The sequence below is a fragment of the Enterobacter sp. SA187 genome (assembly GCF_001888805.2).
Lineage (GTDB): Bacteria > Pseudomonadota > Gammaproteobacteria > Enterobacterales > Enterobacteriaceae > Enterobacter_D.
Window position 1 is genome coordinate 3,962,197 of sequence record NZ_CP019113.1, and the last position, 15,943, is coordinate 3,978,139.

At 56.2% G+C, this 15,943-nt stretch carries 17 protein-coding genes; 10 read left to right on the top strand and 7 right to left on the bottom strand.

The features are described 5' to 3' along the window. Position 1 precedes the first annotated feature (1 nt). From BMF08_RS19085 to BMF08_RS19110, 6 genes are all read left to right on the top strand, one after another. Positions 2-1,261, top strand: coding sequence for an ATP-grasp domain-containing protein (locus BMF08_RS19085; protein ID WP_072569091.1), 1,260 nt, complete (start codon positions 2-4; stop codon positions 1,259-1,261). 352 nt (positions 1,262-1,613) lie between these two features. Continuing rightward, the gene (locus BMF08_RS21390; protein ID WP_234007196.1) at positions 1,614-2,231 is read left to right on the top strand and encodes a DMT family transporter; all 618 of its coding nucleotides are present in this window, start codon (positions 1,614-1,616) and stop codon (positions 2,229-2,231) included. Then, entirely contained in the window at positions 2,194-2,988 is a 795-nt protein-coding gene (locus tag BMF08_RS19095; RefSeq protein ID WP_072569093.1) for an AraC family transcriptional regulator, read from the top strand. The genes BMF08_RS21390 and BMF08_RS19095 overlap by 38 nt, the downstream gene beginning before the upstream one ends. A gap of 100 nt (positions 2,989-3,088) precedes the next feature. Further along, positions 3,089-4,096, top strand: a complete 1,008-nt coding sequence (locus tag BMF08_RS19100; RefSeq protein ID WP_072569094.1) for a zinc-binding alcohol dehydrogenase family protein — start codon at positions 3,089-3,091, stop codon at positions 4,094-4,096. A gap of 201 nt (positions 4,097-4,297) precedes the next feature. Beyond that, positions 4,298-4,618: an RcnB family protein gene (locus BMF08_RS19105; protein WP_072569095.1), complete on the top strand. Its 321-nt coding sequence runs from the start codon at positions 4,298-4,300 to the stop codon at positions 4,616-4,618. 20 nt (positions 4,619-4,638) lie between these two features. Further along, positions 4,639-5,064 (top strand): GNAT family N-acetyltransferase, encoded by a 426-nt coding sequence (locus tag BMF08_RS19110; protein ID WP_072569096.1) that lies wholly within the window; start codon positions 4,639-4,641, stop codon positions 5,062-5,064. Positions 5,065-5,107: 43 nt separating this feature from the next. On the opposite strand, the gene apbC is transcribed toward BMF08_RS19110, so the two are convergent. After that, entirely contained in the window at positions 5,108-6,217 is a 1,110-nt protein-coding gene (gene apbC / locus BMF08_RS19115; RefSeq protein ID WP_072569097.1) for an iron-sulfur cluster carrier protein ApbC, read from the bottom strand. A gap of 133 nt (positions 6,218-6,350) precedes the next feature. Here apbC and metG point away from each other — a divergent pair, with 133 nt between their 5' ends. Both metG and BMF08_RS19125 read left to right on the top strand, forming a co-directional pair. Next, on the top strand, positions 6,351-8,384 hold the full coding sequence (metG, locus tag BMF08_RS19120) for a methionine--tRNA ligase (RefSeq protein ID WP_072569486.1): 2,034 nt from the start codon (positions 6,351-6,353) through the stop codon (positions 8,382-8,384). A gap of 98 nt (positions 8,385-8,482) precedes the next feature. Further along, entirely contained in the window at positions 8,483-8,944 is a 462-nt protein-coding gene (locus tag BMF08_RS19125) for a YehR family lipoprotein (RefSeq protein WP_072569098.1), read from the top strand. Positions 8,945-9,097: 153 nt separating this feature from the next. Here the strand turns inward: BMF08_RS19125 and BMF08_RS19130 are convergent, their stop codons facing one another. The 3 genes from BMF08_RS19130 to BMF08_RS19140 are packed head-to-tail and all read right to left on the bottom strand — an operon-like array spanning position 9,098 to position 12,021. Beyond that, positions 9,098-9,565 (bottom strand): DUF1456 family protein, encoded by a 468-nt coding sequence (locus BMF08_RS19130; protein ID WP_072569099.1) that lies wholly within the window; start codon positions 9,563-9,565, stop codon positions 9,098-9,100. 54 nt (positions 9,566-9,619) lie between these two features. Next, positions 9,620-10,339, bottom strand: coding sequence for a two-component system response regulator BtsR (gene btsR / locus BMF08_RS19135; protein WP_072569100.1), 720 nt, complete (start codon positions 10,337-10,339; stop codon positions 9,620-9,622). After that, positions 10,333-12,021 (bottom strand): sensor histidine kinase, encoded by a 1,689-nt coding sequence (locus BMF08_RS19140; protein ID WP_072569101.1) that lies wholly within the window; start codon positions 12,019-12,021, stop codon positions 10,333-10,335. The genes btsR and BMF08_RS19140 overlap by 7 nt, the downstream gene beginning before the upstream one ends. A gap of 217 nt (positions 12,022-12,238) precedes the next feature. Between BMF08_RS19140 and BMF08_RS19145 the strand changes: the two genes are divergently transcribed. Beyond that, positions 12,239-12,970 (top strand): MerR family transcriptional regulator, encoded by a 732-nt coding sequence (locus tag BMF08_RS19145; protein WP_072569102.1) that lies wholly within the window; start codon positions 12,239-12,241, stop codon positions 12,968-12,970. A 60-nt stretch (positions 12,971-13,030) separates the two neighbouring features. After that, positions 13,031-13,135, top strand: a complete 105-nt coding sequence (locus tag BMF08_RS19150) for a protein YohO (protein WP_072569103.1) — start codon at positions 13,031-13,033, stop codon at positions 13,133-13,135. On the opposite strand, the gene BMF08_RS19155 is transcribed toward BMF08_RS19150, so the two are convergent. From BMF08_RS19155 to BMF08_RS19165, 3 genes are read right to left on the bottom strand one after another with little or no spacing between them, the layout of a single operon-like run. Next, positions 13,119-13,850 (bottom strand): ABC transporter permease, encoded by a 732-nt coding sequence (locus tag BMF08_RS19155; protein ID WP_072569104.1) that lies wholly within the window; start codon positions 13,848-13,850, stop codon positions 13,119-13,121. The two genes, BMF08_RS19150 and BMF08_RS19155, sit on opposite strands and share 17 nt — an antisense overlap. Next, complete coding sequence (locus BMF08_RS19160) at positions 13,834-14,781, bottom strand: ABC transporter ATP-binding protein (RefSeq protein WP_072569105.1); 948 nt, start codon at positions 14,779-14,781, stop codon at positions 13,834-13,836. The genes BMF08_RS19155 and BMF08_RS19160 overlap by 17 nt, the downstream gene beginning before the upstream one ends. Continuing rightward, a complete protein-coding gene (locus BMF08_RS19165; protein ID WP_072569106.1) occupies positions 14,778-15,935 on the bottom strand; it encodes an ABC transporter permease in 1,158 nt (385 codons plus the stop codon). The genes BMF08_RS19160 and BMF08_RS19165 overlap by 4 nt, the downstream gene beginning before the upstream one ends. Positions 15,936-15,943: the final 8 nt, after the last annotated feature.

The window sequence follows — 15,943 nt, forward strand, 5'->3', positions numbered from 1 at the left end:
CATGTCTAAAACAATCTGCATCGTTGATGGTTATTCCACGGGCGCGGAACTGGCGCCGCTGTTCAGAAAAGAAGGCTGGCGCTGCGTTCATATTCAAAGCAATCCGGTTATTCCGGGGGATTATCTTTTATCCTTTCGCCCGGAAACCTTTGATAAGCATTTAATCTTAAAAGATCATTCGCCTGCTGCGATGCGGGAACTGGCGGTCAGCCTCGCCTTTTATGGCCCGACGGTTATTATTCCCGGCACGGAAACGGGCGTCGAACTTGCCGATTTTCTCGCAACCGAGCTGGGCACCGCGGGCAATGACTATGCCACCAGCGCATTACGCCGTAATAAATTCAAAATGCAGGAAGCGCTGCGCCAGGGCGGTTTACGCGCCATCCCGCAGATGGTGACGGATTCGCTGGCAGATGCCTGGATTTGGGTGAAAACCTCCGCCTGCTGGCCGGTGGTGGTGAAACCGGTCGACAGCGCAGGGGCCGATGGCGTGCGCTTTTGTCATAATTTTGAAGAGCTGAACGAGGCCTTCAACGATATTCACGGCAAAACCAACCGTCTGGGTTTACATAACAGCGAAGTGCTGTTGCAGGAGAGATTAATTGGCCGCCAGTTTATCGTGAATGCCGTCAGTATTGACGGCGAGCATTTGATCAGTGAAATCTGGTCTGACGATAAAAAGCAGGTCAGAAACGCTTCACTCATTTGTGAGAAAGAGGTGCTGCTGCCCTATCAGGGTAAAGAGCAAGAAGCGTTAATTGCCTATGTGCAAAAAGCCCTGACGCTGTTAGGCATTAAAAACGGCCCGTCGCACAGTGAATTAATGATGACCGCCAAAGGCCCGGTATTAATCGAAACGGCAGCCCGTATGCAGGGCACTATTATGCACAACGCGGTAGTGGCAGCCCTGGGTTACAGCCATGTGACCTTAACCGCTGAGCGTTATCTTAACCCGCAACGCTTCGCCGCCCGGCTACAGCAGCATTATCAGCTCATGAAAACGCTCTATTGCGTCACGCTGGCGTCGGATGTGGATGGCGTGGTTAGACAAAACCGTTGTCAGGAATTGCTCGCGCAACTGCCCTCTTTTTATGGCGTTATGCATACGCCGGATGCGGGTGAAAAAATCTACCGCACCACCGATCTGTTTACCAACCCTGGCATTATTTATCTGTGTCATGAAAGCCAGCAGCAGATCGAAGCGGACTATGCGCAGATCAGAGAGTTTGAAAAAAATGGCGTCTTATTTGAATTAGCCTGAGATAACTATGAATAATTATAGTGGTGCAGTGTTCGGTTTTATTATGGTTTTCATTTACAACTTTCTGGACGCCGGAAAAGAGGTCTATTCGGGATTCCTGGTACAGTCTGCGCATCCGATGATGGTCACCTGTATTGTCTTCTCAACCGTGCTGGTATTTTTTCAGATCTTCTGCCTGCTCCGCTTGCGAAAGGAATACCTGCGTCCTTACAGAACCTGGAAGCCTCTGGTTGCGCTTAATATGACAACAGCGGGATCGTGGATCACTTTTTTCTACTGTTTAAAATATTTAGAGCCTGCCAGCGCGTCGGCGATTATCACCGGCGTTGCACCACTTTTAATGGTTATGATTGTGCCTTTCTTTATCAGAACCGAAAAACGGGAATACCGCTGGTTGTTACTGACAGGCATTGCCTGTAGCTCATTATGGCTGGGTGTTATCAGTCTGCAGGAGGGGCGTAATACCTATAATTTATCCGTACAGGAAGTGATCATCGGTATTGCCCTTTCCGTCGGCTGCGCCCTGTTCAGTATTTTCTCCAATATCCTCAGTAAGAAACTCAGTGAGGATGAATGTCGTCCGGAATCCATTATGGCGCACCGCTTTTACCTGACGGTGCTGGTGACGCTGCTGTTCAGTTTTCAGCTACAGGATATGCAAAGCGATATGCAAAACCTGTTTCCCGGCGTGCTGCTGCTGGCAGTCCTGGGGTTGATTATTCCGTTATGGTGCTTGCAATATGGCATAAAATCCTTAGCGCCTTCGCGGGTGATGGTATTAATTTCTGTCAGCCCGGTCTTTACCTTTGGCTTTCAGATTTTTGACCCCCGACTGTCGCCGACAGCGTCCTCCTTTGTTGCCATTCTGTTAATATGCTTCTTTTCTCTGGCTGCGGAAGTGTGGCGTATTCAGCATACAGGACGGGTGAACGATGGCTATCACAGGGTATCGGAAGACAGGAACGGTTGAGATCACGCTTTCTGACAGCACCAACCATGTTTTTCCCCGGCACTCCCACGATGAATTTTATCTGGGCGCAAACCTGGCCGGCAGGGAGAAAATCTGGCTTGACGGTAAACGTTCTGAAGCCAGTATTGCGGATATTACCGTTTATAATCCCGGCCAGGTACAGGCCGCCACGCCCACCCCCTATAACTGGGTTTATTACAGCTTTTACATTCCGCCTCAGGTGCTGGCCGAACTTACCGGCCTGCCTGAGGATGATGAATTCAGAAAGAGCGTATTCACCGCGCCCGATATTGCCGACGACATTATTAAAACCGGGGCGTATTGCCTGGATTACGCGCATTCCGATGATGAAGTGCTGGAACGCCTGGCGGTATTATTAAAAAAGGTGCTGCAACGCACCGGTTGCCGCACCAAACTTATTCTGTTCGATCAGGACGCGGTGCTGGCCGCGAGGATCGCCGCCCAGCTGAAAGATGAACTGCTCGAACCGCCGTCCCTCAACGATCTTTCCGCGCAGTACGGACTCAGCGCCGTGCAGCTGGTGCGTATTTTTTCTGCCTCTTATGGCCTGCCGCCCTTCGCCTGGCTGAAAGTGGAAAAGTTAAAAATAGCGAAAAATTTATTATTACGCGGCCTGAGCTTATCGGATATTGCCGCCGGTCTTAATTTTGCCGATCAATCCCATTTCACCCACAGCTTTAAGGAAATGTTTAATATCACGCCAGGGCGAATGTCGCGTTTATATAAAGGGGCGTGATTTTCACTCCCGGAGGATAAGTCCTGCATTTTGCGCCGGGTGTTTCCCGCGCCGGTGGGCGGCTATGCTGAATACATTCGCTCAACGCTATGGAGTAGTTATGAAAGCAATCGCCATTACCGCCGCCGCGCAGAACGGCAGCAACATCGATTTCCTGCATGATATTGATATTGAAAAGCCTGTCGCCCGCGGTCACGATCTGCTGGTACAGGTTCATGCCATTTCCGTTAATCCGGTGGATACCAAAGTGCGTGCGGGCTTTAACGCTGATGCGCCGCGCATTCTGGGCTGGGATGCCGTGGGCGTCGTCAGTGACGTGGGCGAGTCCGTGACCCTGTTTAAGCCAGGCGATACCGTCTGGTACGCCGGGGCGCTGACCCGTCCGGGCAGCAACGCCGAATATCAGCTGGTAGACGAGCGCATCGTGGCGCATAAACCGGCCTCGCTGGATAACGCCTCTGCGGCGGCCCTGCCGCTCACCGCCATTACCGCCTGGGAGATGCTGTTTGATCGCCTTGGCGTCGCGGAAAACGGCAACGAGGGCGATGTGCTTTTGATCGTCGGCGCGGCGGGCGGCGTGGGCTCGATCATGACCCAGCTGGCGCGTAAGCTGACGAAAATGACGGTGATCGGCACCGCCTCACGCCCGCAGAGCCAGCAATGGGTACGCGATCGCGGGGCGCATCATGTCATTGACCACAGCAAACCGCTCAGCGAAGAACTGGCGCGTATCGGCATCAAACAGGTGACGCATGTCGCCAGCCTGACCAATACCAGCGATCACTATCAGCAGTTGATTGACGCGCTGATCCCGCAGGGTAAGCTGGCGCTGATTGACGATCCCGAGACGCTGGATGCCCGGCCGCTGAAAGCGAAAAGTATCTCCCTGCACTGGGAATTTATGTTCACCCGCTCCATGTTTGAAACCCCGGACATGATCGAGCAGCACCACCTGCTGACCCGCGTGGCCTCCCTTATCGACAGCGGCGTGATTGAAACCACGCTGGGTGAGCATGGCGGCACTATTAATGCGGAAAATCTGCGTAAGGCGCATAAGCTGATCGAGACACAACGGGCGGTGGGCAAGATTGTCCTTGAAGGTTTCTGAGCCAGGAATCATCCCAAAAGCCTTTCCCCGATGAAAGCGGAGCGCGGTTAACGCGCTTCGCTGCTTCTGCTTTGCCCCGCCTTTGCTTACACTTTTTCGCAAAGCGCTGTTGCTTTCAGTCATAAATCGCAGCAATGTTAGCGCGCATGATTTACCAGAGGGCGGTAGAAAAATAAAACGCCTGTCAAAAACGGAGAGATTATGGGTAAGACGAAGATGTTACTTCTGGGCGCGCTGTTGATGACCTCAGGCGCGGTACTGGCTGCGCCGCAGGGAACCGGTATTCAGAAGTATGAAATTCAGGAATTTATTGCCGACTTCACCAAATTTAAACCAGGCGATACGGTGCCAGAAATGTACCGCACCGAAGAATACAATATTAAACAGTGGCAGGCGCGTAACCTGCCGGCGCCGGATGCCGGAAGCCACTGGACCTATATGGGCGGCAACTACGTGCTGATCACCGATGCCGACGGGAAAATCCTTAAAGCCTACGACGGTGAGATTTTCTACCACCGCTGATCGACAGGCCGGGATAAGAGATGCGCATACGCAACTGGACAGAGAGCGATCGCCCTTTTTTACGCACGCTTTATTTGCAGGCACGTCGTCACAGCTGGACATGGCTTGAGGGCGAGGAGTGGCAACTGGAAGATTTCGACGCCGCCACCCTGGGCGAACAGATTTGGGTTGCGGAAGAAGACGGGCACCGGCTGGGCTTTGCCTCGGTTTCGGTGAGCAATAACTTTCTGCACAATCTGTTTGTGGATCCCCATGCGCAGGGAAAAGGCGTCGGCAGCGCGCTGCTGAAAAAGGTGCAGTCGGAATTTACCAGCACCGGGGCGCTGAAATGTCTGGCGCAAAACAAGGCTGCGCTGGCATTTTATCAGCGTCATGGCTGGCATGTGGAAGCGAAAGGCGAGTCGCCGGAAGGGGAATATGTGCTGCTGCACTACCGGCTAAGCTGATGAACGAAAAAGAACCCCTCACCGGACGGCGAGGGGTTTTGTTTTACAGCGCGCGGAATGCGATTTCCGCCGGGATCACATCGCCCTGCCAGTACAGCTGCGCGGCGACACGCCCCGCCAGCTTACGGTACATTGCCGTAAACTCGCTGTCCGGACGGCTGACCACGGTCGGCGTGCCGTTATCCAGATCTTCACGCAGGCTGATGTGCAGCGGCATCTGGCCCAGAAGCTGGGTGTGATACTGCTCCGCCAGCTTCTCTGCGCCGCCGGTGCCAAAAATCGGTTCGTGGTGGCCACAGTTGCTGCAAATATGCACGCTCATGTTTTCCACGATGCCCAGCACCGGCACTTCCACTTTCTCGAACATCACGATGCCTTTTTTCGCATCGATCAGCGCAATATCCTGTGGCGTGGTGACGACCACTGCGCCGGTCACCGGCACGTTCTGCGCCAGCGTCAGCTGAATGTCACCGGTGCCCGGCGGCATATCCAGCACCAGATAATCCAGATCCGGCCACAGAGATTCCTGCAACAGTTGCAGCAGCGCTTTGCTGGCCATTGGCCCGCGCCACACCATCGCGTTCTCGTCGGTAACCAGATAGCCAATGGAGTTGGTGGCAAGGCCGTGGGCCATGATTGGCGCCATGTGCGTACCGTCCGGCGATGTCGGACGTTCACCTTCGGCACCCAGCATGGTGGGGATCGACGGGCCATAAATATCGGCATCGAGAATGCCAACTTTCGCCCCTTCCGCCGCCAGCGCCAGCGCCAGGTTGACCGCAGTTGAGGATTTCCCTACCCCGCCCTTACCGGAACTGACCGCGATGATATTTTTCACGCCGTTGATGCCCGGCTGATTTTTCACGCGCTTTAAGGTGGCGACCGTGTGCGACAGCTTCCAGTCGATGGCTTTCGCGCCGGTAAGGCGCAGCAGCTCGGCGCTGCACTCCTCTTTCAGCTCTTCAAAAGCGCTGCGCCACGGGAACGGCATCAGCAGTTCGATGTGCAGCGTGTCATCCATCCAGGCGACATGATGGACGGCTTTCAGGGCCGTAAGATTATGGGTCAGCGTGGGGTGCTGGAAATTTGCCAGGGTTCCGACAACTATTGCGCGCAAGGCTTCCGGGGATTTGGCCTGGGATTGCGAGTTCATCCCGACTCCTTTGTATTTGTATGATTAGCTCGTCATGCAAGTTTACCTGAAAGAGGCGGGTTTGTGCTTACTTAATAATTGCTGTTTTGGTAATATCAAAACCCCTTTTTTCACAGAAGAAGTAATGTTCACTATGACTCAAGTCGCGAAGAAAATTCTGGTAACGTGCGCGCTGCCGTACGCCAACGGCTCCATCCACCTCGGCCATATGCTGGAGCACATCCAGGCTGATGTCTGGGTCCGTTACCAGCGAATGCGCGGCCACGAGGTAAACTTCATCTGCGCCGACGATGCTCACGGCACGCCAATCATGCTGAAAGCTCAGCAGTTGGGGATTACCCCGGAGCAGATGATTACCGAAATGAGTCAGGAACATCAGACTGATTTTGCCGGCTTCAACATCAGCTACGACAACTATCACTCCACGCACAGCGACGAAAACCGCGAGCTGGCCAGTGTGATTTACGGTCGCCTGAAAGAGAACGGGTTTATTAAGAACCGCACCATCTCTCAGCTTTACGATCCGGAAAAAGGCATGTTCCTGCCGGATCGTTTTGTGAAAGGCACCTGCCCGAAATGTAAATCCCCGGATCAGTACGGTGATAACTGCGAAGTGTGCGGCGCGACCTATAGCCCGACCGAACTTATCGAGCCGAAATCCGTGGTGTCCGGCGCGACGCCGGAAATGCGTGATTCTGAGCACTTCTTCTTCGATCTGCCGTCCTTCAGCGAAATGTTGCAGGCGTGGACCCGCAGCGGCGCGTTGCAGGAGCAGGTGGCGAACAAAATGCAGGAGTGGTTTGAATCCGGTCTGCAACAGTGGGACATCTCCCGCGATGCCCCTTACTTCGGCTTCGAAATTCCGGACGCGCCAGGTAAATATTTCTACGTCTGGCTGGATGCGCCTATCGGTTACATGGGTTCCTTCAAGAATCTGTGCGACAAGCGCGGCGATAGCGAAAGCTTCGACGCTTACTGGAAAAAAGACAGCGATGCCGAGCTGTATCACTTCATCGGTAAAGACATTGTCTATTTCCACAGCCTGTTCTGGCCGGCAATGCTGGAAGGCAGCGGCTTCCGCAAGCCGACCAACCTGTTCGTCCACGGCTATGTGACGGTGAACGGCGCGAAGATGTCTAAGTCCCGCGGCACCTTTATCAAAGCCAGCACCTGGCTGAACCATTTTGACGCTGACAGCCTGCGCTATTACTACACCGCCAAGCTCTCCTCGCGTATCGACGACATCGACCTGAACCTGGAAGATTTCGTCCAGCGCGTGAACGCCGACATCGTTAACAAAGTGGTCAACCTGGCATCCCGTAACGCAGGCTTTATCGCCAAACGCTTTGACGGCGTGCTGGCGTCTGAACTGGCGGATCCGGCACTCTATAAAACCTTCACCGATGCCGCACAGAGCATTGGCGAAGCCTGGGAGAGCCGCGAATTTGGCAAAGCGGTGCGTGAAATCATGGCGCTGGCTGACGTGGCGAACCGCTACGTTGACGAGCAGGCACCGTGGGTGGTGGCGAAACAGGAAGGCCGCGACGCCGATCTGCAGGCCATCTGCACCATGGGTCTGAACCTGTTCCGCGTGCTGATGACCTGGCTGAAGCCGGTGCTGCCGGAGCTGAGCGCCCGCGCCGAAGCTTTCCTCAACACGACCTTCGAATGGGATGCCATTAACCAGCCGCTGCTGGCGCACAAGGTCAACACCTTTAAGGCGCTCTACAACCGTATCGAAATGAAACAGGTTGAAGCGCTGGTGGAAGCCTCGAAGGAAGAAGTGAAGGCGGCAAGCGCACCGGTTTCCGGCCCGCTGGCAGACGATCCGATTCAGGACACCATTACCTTTGATGATTTCGCGAAAATCGATCTGCGCGTGGCGCTGATTGAAAACGCCGAATTTGTGGAAGGTTCAGATAAGCTGCTGCGCCTGACGCTGGATCTGGGCGGCGAGAAACGTAACGTCTTCTCCGGTATTCGCTCTGCATATCCGGATCCGCAGCCGCTGATTGGCCGCCTGACGGTCATGGTCGCCAACCTTGCGCCACGTAAAATGCGCTTTGGTATTTCTGAAGGCATGGTGATGGCCGCAGGTCCTGGCGGCAGCGACATTTTCCTGTTAAGCCCGGATGATGGCGCAAAACCCGGCCAGCAGGTGAAATAATCCCAAATACGCTTAACTGGGCGCTGTTTATACAGCGCCCTTTTTTTATTGCACTATGATTGCAGGGATGGTGATTTTTTCTCATATTAAGGAGCAGTATGAACATTTTAAAAAAATTAGGCGCACTCGTCTTCACGGCGTTCGTGGTTGTCGCGCTGAGCGGCTGTGGCGATAAAGAAGAAAGCAAAACCTTTACCTGGTCAGACGGTAAAACCGATTTATCCCTGACCTATTACTACAAAAATGACGTAGTACTGCGTCAGACAGCGAAAAATACCCTGCACTATGCAGGTCTGGGCGTGGCGAATAAAGAAGAAGCGATGCAACGTCTGGGGCCAATCAGCGAAAAATATAAAGAGATTAAGGGCGTGGAAGAGAGCCTGGAATATGGCGATACCTCTGCAACCGAAACCCTGACCGTGGATTACAGCAAAGTTGACCGTGACGCGCTGCAAAAAATTCAGGGCGCGGAGTTTACCGGTGATGTGAAAGAAGGCGTCAGCATGTCCAAGTCTGAAGCCCTGCTGAAATCTCGTGGTTTTAAAGAAGTTAAAGAATAAGTTTGATATTGCCCGGCGGCGCAAGCTTGCCGGGCCTACACAAACCTCATCGCCCTCCAGGCCGGTGTAAGCGAAGCGCCACCCGGCAAATCCCACGCCAGTTCACCCTACCTGTAGGCCGGCGTAAGCGCAGCGCCACCCGGCACAAAACCCTTATTTCGCGGCGTGCACCCGGGTCGCCAGACCACGCAGGAAATAACGCAGGAACTGATCCCCACATTCACGGAAATTTTTATGATCCGCCGCGCGCATCATGGCGGTGATCTCCGGCATCGACACACGGAACTGCTGCGCGGTTAAAATCGCCAGAATATCGTCGGTTTTCAGGTTATAGGCGATACGCAGTTTTTTCAGCACGATATTGTTATTCACGCGACGCTCTACCGCCAGCGCAGGCGCCGATTCATCCCGGCCACGCTTTTCATAAATCAGACCATTCAGGAAGCAGGCGAGCAGAATATCCGGGCAGCGCACAAAGCCCTCTTCATCTTCCTTGCGCAGCCATGGCACCAGCTGTTCTGCGGTGACATCCGCTTCACCCAGCGCGAAAATACGCAGCAGATCTTGATTGTTGAATTTAGAGATATAGCGGACGCTTCGTAAAATATCGTTACTGATCATAGTGCCTTCGGTGGAGAAAAATACAAAAACGCAGTTTACCACGATCCCCGCGTTTTACAGACCCAGCGCTTCTTTTAGATTTTTCAGATAACGACGGCTGACGGGCACCGTATGCCCTTCACGCAGCAGTAATTCAGCCTGACCATTATCCTCAAAGCGGATCTCTTTTAAGTGCGCCATATTGACCAGATATTGCCGGTGACAGCGCATCAGCGGCGTACGGCTCTCCAGAGTGCGCAGGGTCAGCTCCGTAAAGCCCTCTTTGCCTTCGTGACTGGTCACATACACCCCGCTGAGGCGGCTGCTGACGTACGCCACATCGTCCATCTGCAACAGATAAATGCGGCTGTGCCCGGTGCAGGGAATAAACTTCAGCGGCGCCTGATTTTCCGGCAGCACCGAGACGTCCTGTACTCCGCGCTCCTGGCGCAAACGCGTCAGGGTTTTTGCCAGTCGCGGCGATGCAATGGGTTTGAGCAGATAATCAAAAGCATGCTCTTCGAAAGCCTTCACCGCATATTCATCAAAGGCGGTGAGAAAGACCACGTAAGGCCGGTGCTCAGGATCGAGCATGCCCACCATTTCCAGCCCGCTGATGCGCGGCATCTGAATATCCAGAAACAGCACGTCGGGGCGCAGTTTATGCACCGCGCCTATGGCTTCCACGGCGTTGGCGCACTCGCCGACGATCTCAATATCGCTTTCATCTTCCAGCAGAATACGCAGATTTTCCCGCGCTAAGGGTTCGTCATCGACGATCAGCACTTTTAACATGCGCTTTCCTCCACAGGTAAACGTAGGGTAATTCGGGTAAATCGATCCGGCTCGCAGGCCACGGCGATACCGCAATCATCGCCAAAACGCGCCCGCAGGCGCTTATCCACCAGGCTCATGCCCAGCCCGCTGGCATTGGCCTTCGGCTGGTACAGACCCGCGTTATCTTCAATATCCAGCACCATATACTGCCCGTCGAGACTCGCCCGGATAGTGATTTCCCCCACGCCCAGCAGCTGTGAAGTACCGTGCTTAATGGCATTTTCAACGATGGGTTGCAGCGTAAAGGCGGGCAGTTTGTGCCAGGACAGCGCCTCCGGCACAAACAGCTGCACCTGCAAACGCGACTGGAAACGCGCCTGCTCGATTTGCAGATAGGCGTTCACATGCTCCACTTCATCCGCCAGCGTCACCACTTCCGACGGGCGTTTTAAGTTTTTGCGGAAAAAGGTCGACAGGTACTGCACCAGTTGCCCGGCCTGCTCGCTGTCGCGGCGGATCACCGCCTTCAGCGTGTTAAGCGCATTAAACAGAAAATGCGGGTTCACCTGCGCATGCAGCAGTTTGATCTCCGACTGGGTGAGCAGCGCTTTTTGCCGCTCGTACTGCCCGGCAAGGATCTGCGCCGACAGCAGCTGCGCGATCCCCTCCCCCAGCGTGCGGTTAATGGAACTGAACAGGCGGTTTTTCACTTCATAGAGTTTGATGGTGCCCATCACCCGCTGATTCTCGCCGCGCAACGGGATCACCAGCGTCGAGCCCAGCTTGCACTGGGGATGCAGTGAACAGCGGTACGGCACTTCATTGCCATCCGCATAGACCACTTCCCCGGTTTCCAGCGCTTTTTGCGTCCAGCGTGAGGAAATAGGCCGCCCCGACAAATGGTGATCGTCGCCGATGCCTTTAAAGGCCAGCAGCTTTTCGCGATCGGTGATCGCCACCGCGCCAATGTCCAGCTCCTGATACAGCACCTGCGCCACTTTCATGCTGTTCTCTTCGTTAAATCCCTGGCGCAAAATGCCTTCGGTGGAGGCCGCCACCTTCAGGGCAGTGGCGGAAAAGGCGGAGGTATACTTCTCAAACATCGCCCGTTTATCCAGCAGGATGCGCATAAAGAGCGCCGCGCCGACGGTATTGGTCACCATCATGGGCGCGGCGATGCTGCTCACCAGATGCAGCGCGTCTTCAAACGGGCGGGCGATCAGCAGGATGATCAGCATCTGTACCAGTTCCGCCACCAGCGTAATGGCCCCGGCGGTCAGCGGACTGAATACTTTATCGGTGCGGCCGCGTTTGATGAGGAAACTGTGCACCAGGCCGCCCAGCAGCCCTTCGACGATGGTGGACACCATGCAGCTGAGCGCCGTCATGCCGCCCATGGAGTAACGGTGTAATCCACCGGTCAGCCCCACCAGCCCGCCGACCACCGGCCCGCCGAGCAGACCGCCCATCACCGCGCCAATGGCGCGCGTGTTGGCGATGGAGTCTTCAATGTGCAGGCCGAGATAGGTGCCCAGAATGCAGAAAATGGAGAAAGTGACATAGCACAGCAGTTTATGCGGCAGCCGGACGGTGACCTGCATCAGCGGAATAAACAGGCGCGTTTTGCTCATCAGCCAGGCGATGACCAGAAACACGCACATCTGCTGCAGCAGCAGTAACACCAGATTAAACTCGTACATACCCAAACACCGAAACCGCATAAAGCGCGTAACATACAGGGCGCCGGGGATCCTTTCTGTGAAACCGCCGGAAAAAATCAAAAAAACGTGCCCGCCATCACAATAACGCCGCCTGTTGTCACCCTTTCGTATGCCTGGCGAATAAAAAACAAGCAAATGAGAGCCGTTCGCATAACAGCGTCTACAGTTAGACCAGGACCCGTGCAAAGGTGAAACTATGGCGCTATACACCATCGGTGAAGTGGCTCAGCTGTGCGACGTTAATCCTGTTACCCTGCGGGCCTGGCAACGCCGTTACGATTTGCTGACGCCACAGCGCACTGATGGCGGGCACCGGTTATTTAATGATGCGGACATAGACCGCATCCGCGAAATCAAACGCTGGATCGACAGCGGCGTGCAGGTCGGCAAAGTCAAAACCCTGCTGTGGAATGGCGCGACGGACAGCGAATATAACTGGCGGGAGCAACAGGAGCGTCTGCTCGGTTACCTGCAATGCGGTAATCTTCCCCGTCTGCAGCTGTGGATCAAAGAACAGGGGCGCGCGTTCCCGGCCCATACTATCATCACGCAATTACTCATTCCTTTGCGTCTGCGCCTGCGCTGCCAGGATCCGACGCTGCTCGCCATGCTGAGTCTGCTGGACGGCGTGCTGATCAACCATATTTCGCTGTGTCTTACCTCGTCGCGGAAGAAAAGCAGCAATGATGCGCTGGTGGTCGGCTGGAATATTCACGATACCACGCGGCTGTGGCTGGAAGCCTGGATCGCAAGCGAGCAGGGCTGGCGCACCGGCGTGCTGGCACATTCCCTGACGCAGTTGCGCCCGGAACAGTTTACCGGGCATACCTTAATGGTGTGGTGCGGCGATGCGCCGACGATTTCACAGATGCAGCAGATGGCCAGCTGGCGTGATGCCGGGCATGCGATCCAGATGCTCGGCATTTAATGGTTCGTTAACACTTGCGCTTCACGTTATACTCCCTGCGTTAATCATCAGGAGTAAAACATGAAGGCGTCCAAAATCCTTGTCACCACCCTCTTTCTACTTATGGCTATCGGCGGCACGGGCGGCGTGATGCTGGCGGGTTACTTCTTTATTCTGCGTGCTTAGTCATTGCCCGCGCCAGGCGCTCGAATCCGCGATCGACAATAATCGCGGCCAGCGCCACCAGTAGCGCGCCCTGAATGACATAGGCAGTATTAAAGCCGGAAAGTCCGATGATAATTGGCGTGCCGAGGGTATTCGCCCCCACGGTCGAGGCGATCGCCGCCGTGCCAATGTTGATGATCACCGAGGTGCGCACGCCGGCTAAAATCACCGGCGCCGCCAGCGGTAATTCCACTTTCATCAGCCGCTGCCAGGCGCTCATCCCCATACCTTCCGCCACGCTTATCACCCCCGCCGGTACGGCGCTAAGCCCTGCCAGCGTGCCCTGCAAAATCGGCAATACGCCGTAGAGGATCAGCGCGATTATCGCCGGATCCCTGCCAAAACCCATCACCGGCACGGCAATCGCCAGCACTGCCACCGGCGGAAAGGTTTGCCCGACCGCGGCGATGGTTTCCACCAGCGAGCGAAATTCCAGCCCTGCCGGACGCGTCACCGCGATCCCCGCCCCGACGCCGATGATCACCGCTATCACGCTGGAAATCCCCACCAGCCAGAAATGCGCCAGAGTTAAGGTAAGAAAGGATTCCTGCTGATAAACCGGGCGCGGCAGCTGCGGAAACCAGGCGCTGAACAGCGTGGCGCTGTGCGGCAGCGCCAGCAGCAACGCGATAAAGAGGGCGATAAGCCACAGCAGCGGATCACGGATGACCTTCACGGTTGGCCTCCATGCTGAGCAGATCGCGAAAATGCAGACTGCCGCAGGCAATACCTTGCGCATCCACCACCGGCAACACGTCGCGCTGCTGCGCCACGAAGGCCGACAGGGCGTCGCGCAATGTCAGGTTTTCACTGAGCGGCTCGCCTGCTGCCGCATCCCCGGCGCGCTGATAATCGCCGACCCGGCGCAGGGAGAGCAGGCGCACGCCCAGCTCGCTGCGACCGAAGAATTCGCGCACGAATGGCGTGGCCGGACGGGTGAGCATCTCCAGCGGCGTGCCCTGTTGTACCACTTTGCCGTTATCCATCAGCACCAGATGATCCGCAAGCTGTAAGGCTTCGTCGATGTCGTGCGTTACCAGCACGATGGTGCGCCCGAGCAGCTGATGAATGCGGCGCATCTCCTGTTGCAGCGCCCCGCGCGTCACCGGATCGAGCGCGCCGAACGGCTCGTCCATCAGCAGCACTTCCGGATCCGCCGCCAGCGCCCGCGCCACGCCGACACGCTGTTGCTGACCGCCGGACAGTTCATGGGGATAGCGCGAGCGCAGGCCGGGATCCAGCCCGAGCAGCGCCATCAGCTCATCCACCCTTGCTGCGATACGCGCCCGCGACCATTTCTGCAACTGCGGCACGGTGGCGATGTTTTCCGCCACCGTCCAGTGGGGAAACAGACCGATGGACTGAATGGCGTAGCCCATGCGCCTGCGCAGCGTCAGCATCGGAAAGGAGCGGATCTCCTCACCGGCAAACAAAATGGTGCCGGTATCGTGCTCCACCAGCCGGTTGATCATCTTCAGCGTGGTGGATTTACCGGAGCCGGAGGTGCCGATCAGCACCGTGAACGCCCCGGTTTTGAAATGCAGATTCAGATCGCTGACCGCGTCCTGACCATTAAATGCTTTGCTGACCTGTCGAAATTCAATCATGCCTGTTTTACCTTCAGCAGCGCGAGCCACAATCCGAATAATGCGTCCACCACCACTGCCAGCGCGATCACCGGGATCACGCCGAGCAGCACCAGATCCAGCGCGCTACTCAGCAATCCCTGGAACACCAGCGCCCCAAACCCGCCCGCGCCAATCAGTGCCGCAATGACCGCCATGCCGATGGTCTGCACCGTCACCACCCGCAGACTGCGCAGCAATAAAGGCAACGCCAGCGGCAGGCGCACCTGCAAAAAGCGCTGCCGGGCGCTCATGCCCATGCCGGCGGCGCTTTCCAGCACCTCGCGCGGTACCTGGTTTAAACCGGCCACCACGCCGCGCACCAGCGGCAGCAGCGCATAAAGAATGAGCGCGATCAGCGCGGGCGTCAGGCCGGTACCGGCAATGCCAAGCTGTCCCAGCACCGGAAAGCGTTGCACCAGACCGGCAAGGGGCGCGATCAGCAGACCAAACAGCGCCACCGAGGGCACTGTCTGAATGACGTTAAGCACCGCGAACACCGGCCCCTGACGCGACGGATGGCGGTAACACCACAACCCCAGCAGCCCGCCCACCAGCAGCGCAGGCAGCAGCGTGCCGACCAGCAACAGCAAATGGCGGGTCAACGCATCGTCAAACACGTCCTGACGGTTGGCGTACTCTTTCAGCAGGGAGAGATCGTTAAGATAGCCATAGTGCAGCAGAAACAGCGGCAGGATCCAGATTTGCGCATGTAACAGCCAGCGCCAGACGGGGCCTGCCGTCAGGCGACGAATGGTATCGCTGGCGGCAAGCAGCGCCAGCGCCAGCCACAGCCACAGACCGCTGCCCATGGACGTACGGGCAAGCGTACTGCCCTGCTGCGCCAGATCCGTCGCCGCCCGGCCTGCCGCCCATACCAGCACAATAAACAGCCCTTCCGCGAGGATAAGCGTGGCGGCCTGAGGCCAGCGACGGGGCAGAAAACAGAGCGCCATCAGCAGCAACGGCGCTGCCAGCCACAGCCATGACGAGGCCGGCCAGACCTGCCATAACAGGCGGCTTTCGCCGGACACCAGCCGGTTAGGCGCATAATTAACAAAGGGCAGCAGCGAGGCTGCCAGCGCGATCAGCGCCAGCAGCAACACCACGCGATTATGACAACGGATCAATACCATCCCATCCT

What these genes read in the sequence shown, in the direction of transcription:
- BMF08_RS19130 (WP_072569099.1), bottom strand. Translation starts at nt 9,565, where the DNA reads ATGATCAGTAACGATATTTTACGAAGCGTCCGCTATATCTCTAAATTC.
- BMF08_RS19100 (WP_072569094.1), top strand. Translation starts at nt 3,089, where the DNA reads ATGAAAGCAATCGCCATTACCGCCGCCGCGCAGAACGGCAGCAACATC.
- BMF08_RS19125 (WP_072569098.1), top strand. Translation starts at nt 8,483, where the DNA reads ATGAACATTTTAAAAAAATTAGGCGCACTCGTCTTCACGGCGTTCGTG.
- metG (WP_072569486.1), top strand. Translation starts at nt 6,351, where the DNA reads ATGACTCAAGTCGCGAAGAAAATTCTGGTAACGTGCGCGCTGCCGTAC.
- BMF08_RS19105 (WP_072569095.1), top strand. Translation starts at nt 4,298, where the DNA reads ATGGGTAAGACGAAGATGTTACTTCTGGGCGCGCTGTTGATGACCTCA.
- BMF08_RS19110 (WP_072569096.1), top strand. Translation starts at nt 4,639, where the DNA reads ATGCGCATACGCAACTGGACAGAGAGCGATCGCCCTTTTTTACGCACG.
- BMF08_RS19140 (WP_072569101.1), bottom strand. Translation starts at nt 12,021, where the DNA reads ATGTACGAGTTTAATCTGGTGTTACTGCTGCTGCAGCAGATGTGCGTG.
- BMF08_RS19145 (WP_072569102.1), top strand. Translation starts at nt 12,239, where the DNA reads ATGGCGCTATACACCATCGGTGAAGTGGCTCAGCTGTGCGACGTTAAT.
- btsR (WP_072569100.1), bottom strand. Translation starts at nt 10,339, where the DNA reads ATGTTAAAAGTGCTGATCGTCGATGACGAACCCTTAGCGCGGGAAAAT.
- apbC (WP_072569097.1), bottom strand. Translation starts at nt 6,217, where the DNA reads ATGAACTCGCAATCCCAGGCCAAATCCCCGGAAGCCTTGCGCGCAATA.
- BMF08_RS19085 (WP_072569091.1), top strand. Translation starts at nt 2, where the DNA reads ATGTCTAAAACAATCTGCATCGTTGATGGTTATTCCACGGGCGCGGAA.
- BMF08_RS19160 (WP_072569105.1), bottom strand. Translation starts at nt 14,781, where the DNA reads ATGATTGAATTTCGACAGGTCAGCAAAGCATTTAATGGTCAGGACGCG.
- BMF08_RS19150 (WP_072569103.1), top strand. Translation starts at nt 13,031, where the DNA reads ATGAAGGCGTCCAAAATCCTTGTCACCACCCTCTTTCTACTTATGGCT.
- BMF08_RS19095 (WP_072569093.1), top strand. Translation starts at nt 2,194, where the DNA reads ATGGCTATCACAGGGTATCGGAAGACAGGAACGGTTGAGATCACGCTT.
- BMF08_RS19165 (WP_072569106.1), bottom strand. Translation starts at nt 15,935, where the DNA reads ATGGTATTGATCCGTTGTCATAATCGCGTGGTGTTGCTGCTGGCGCTG.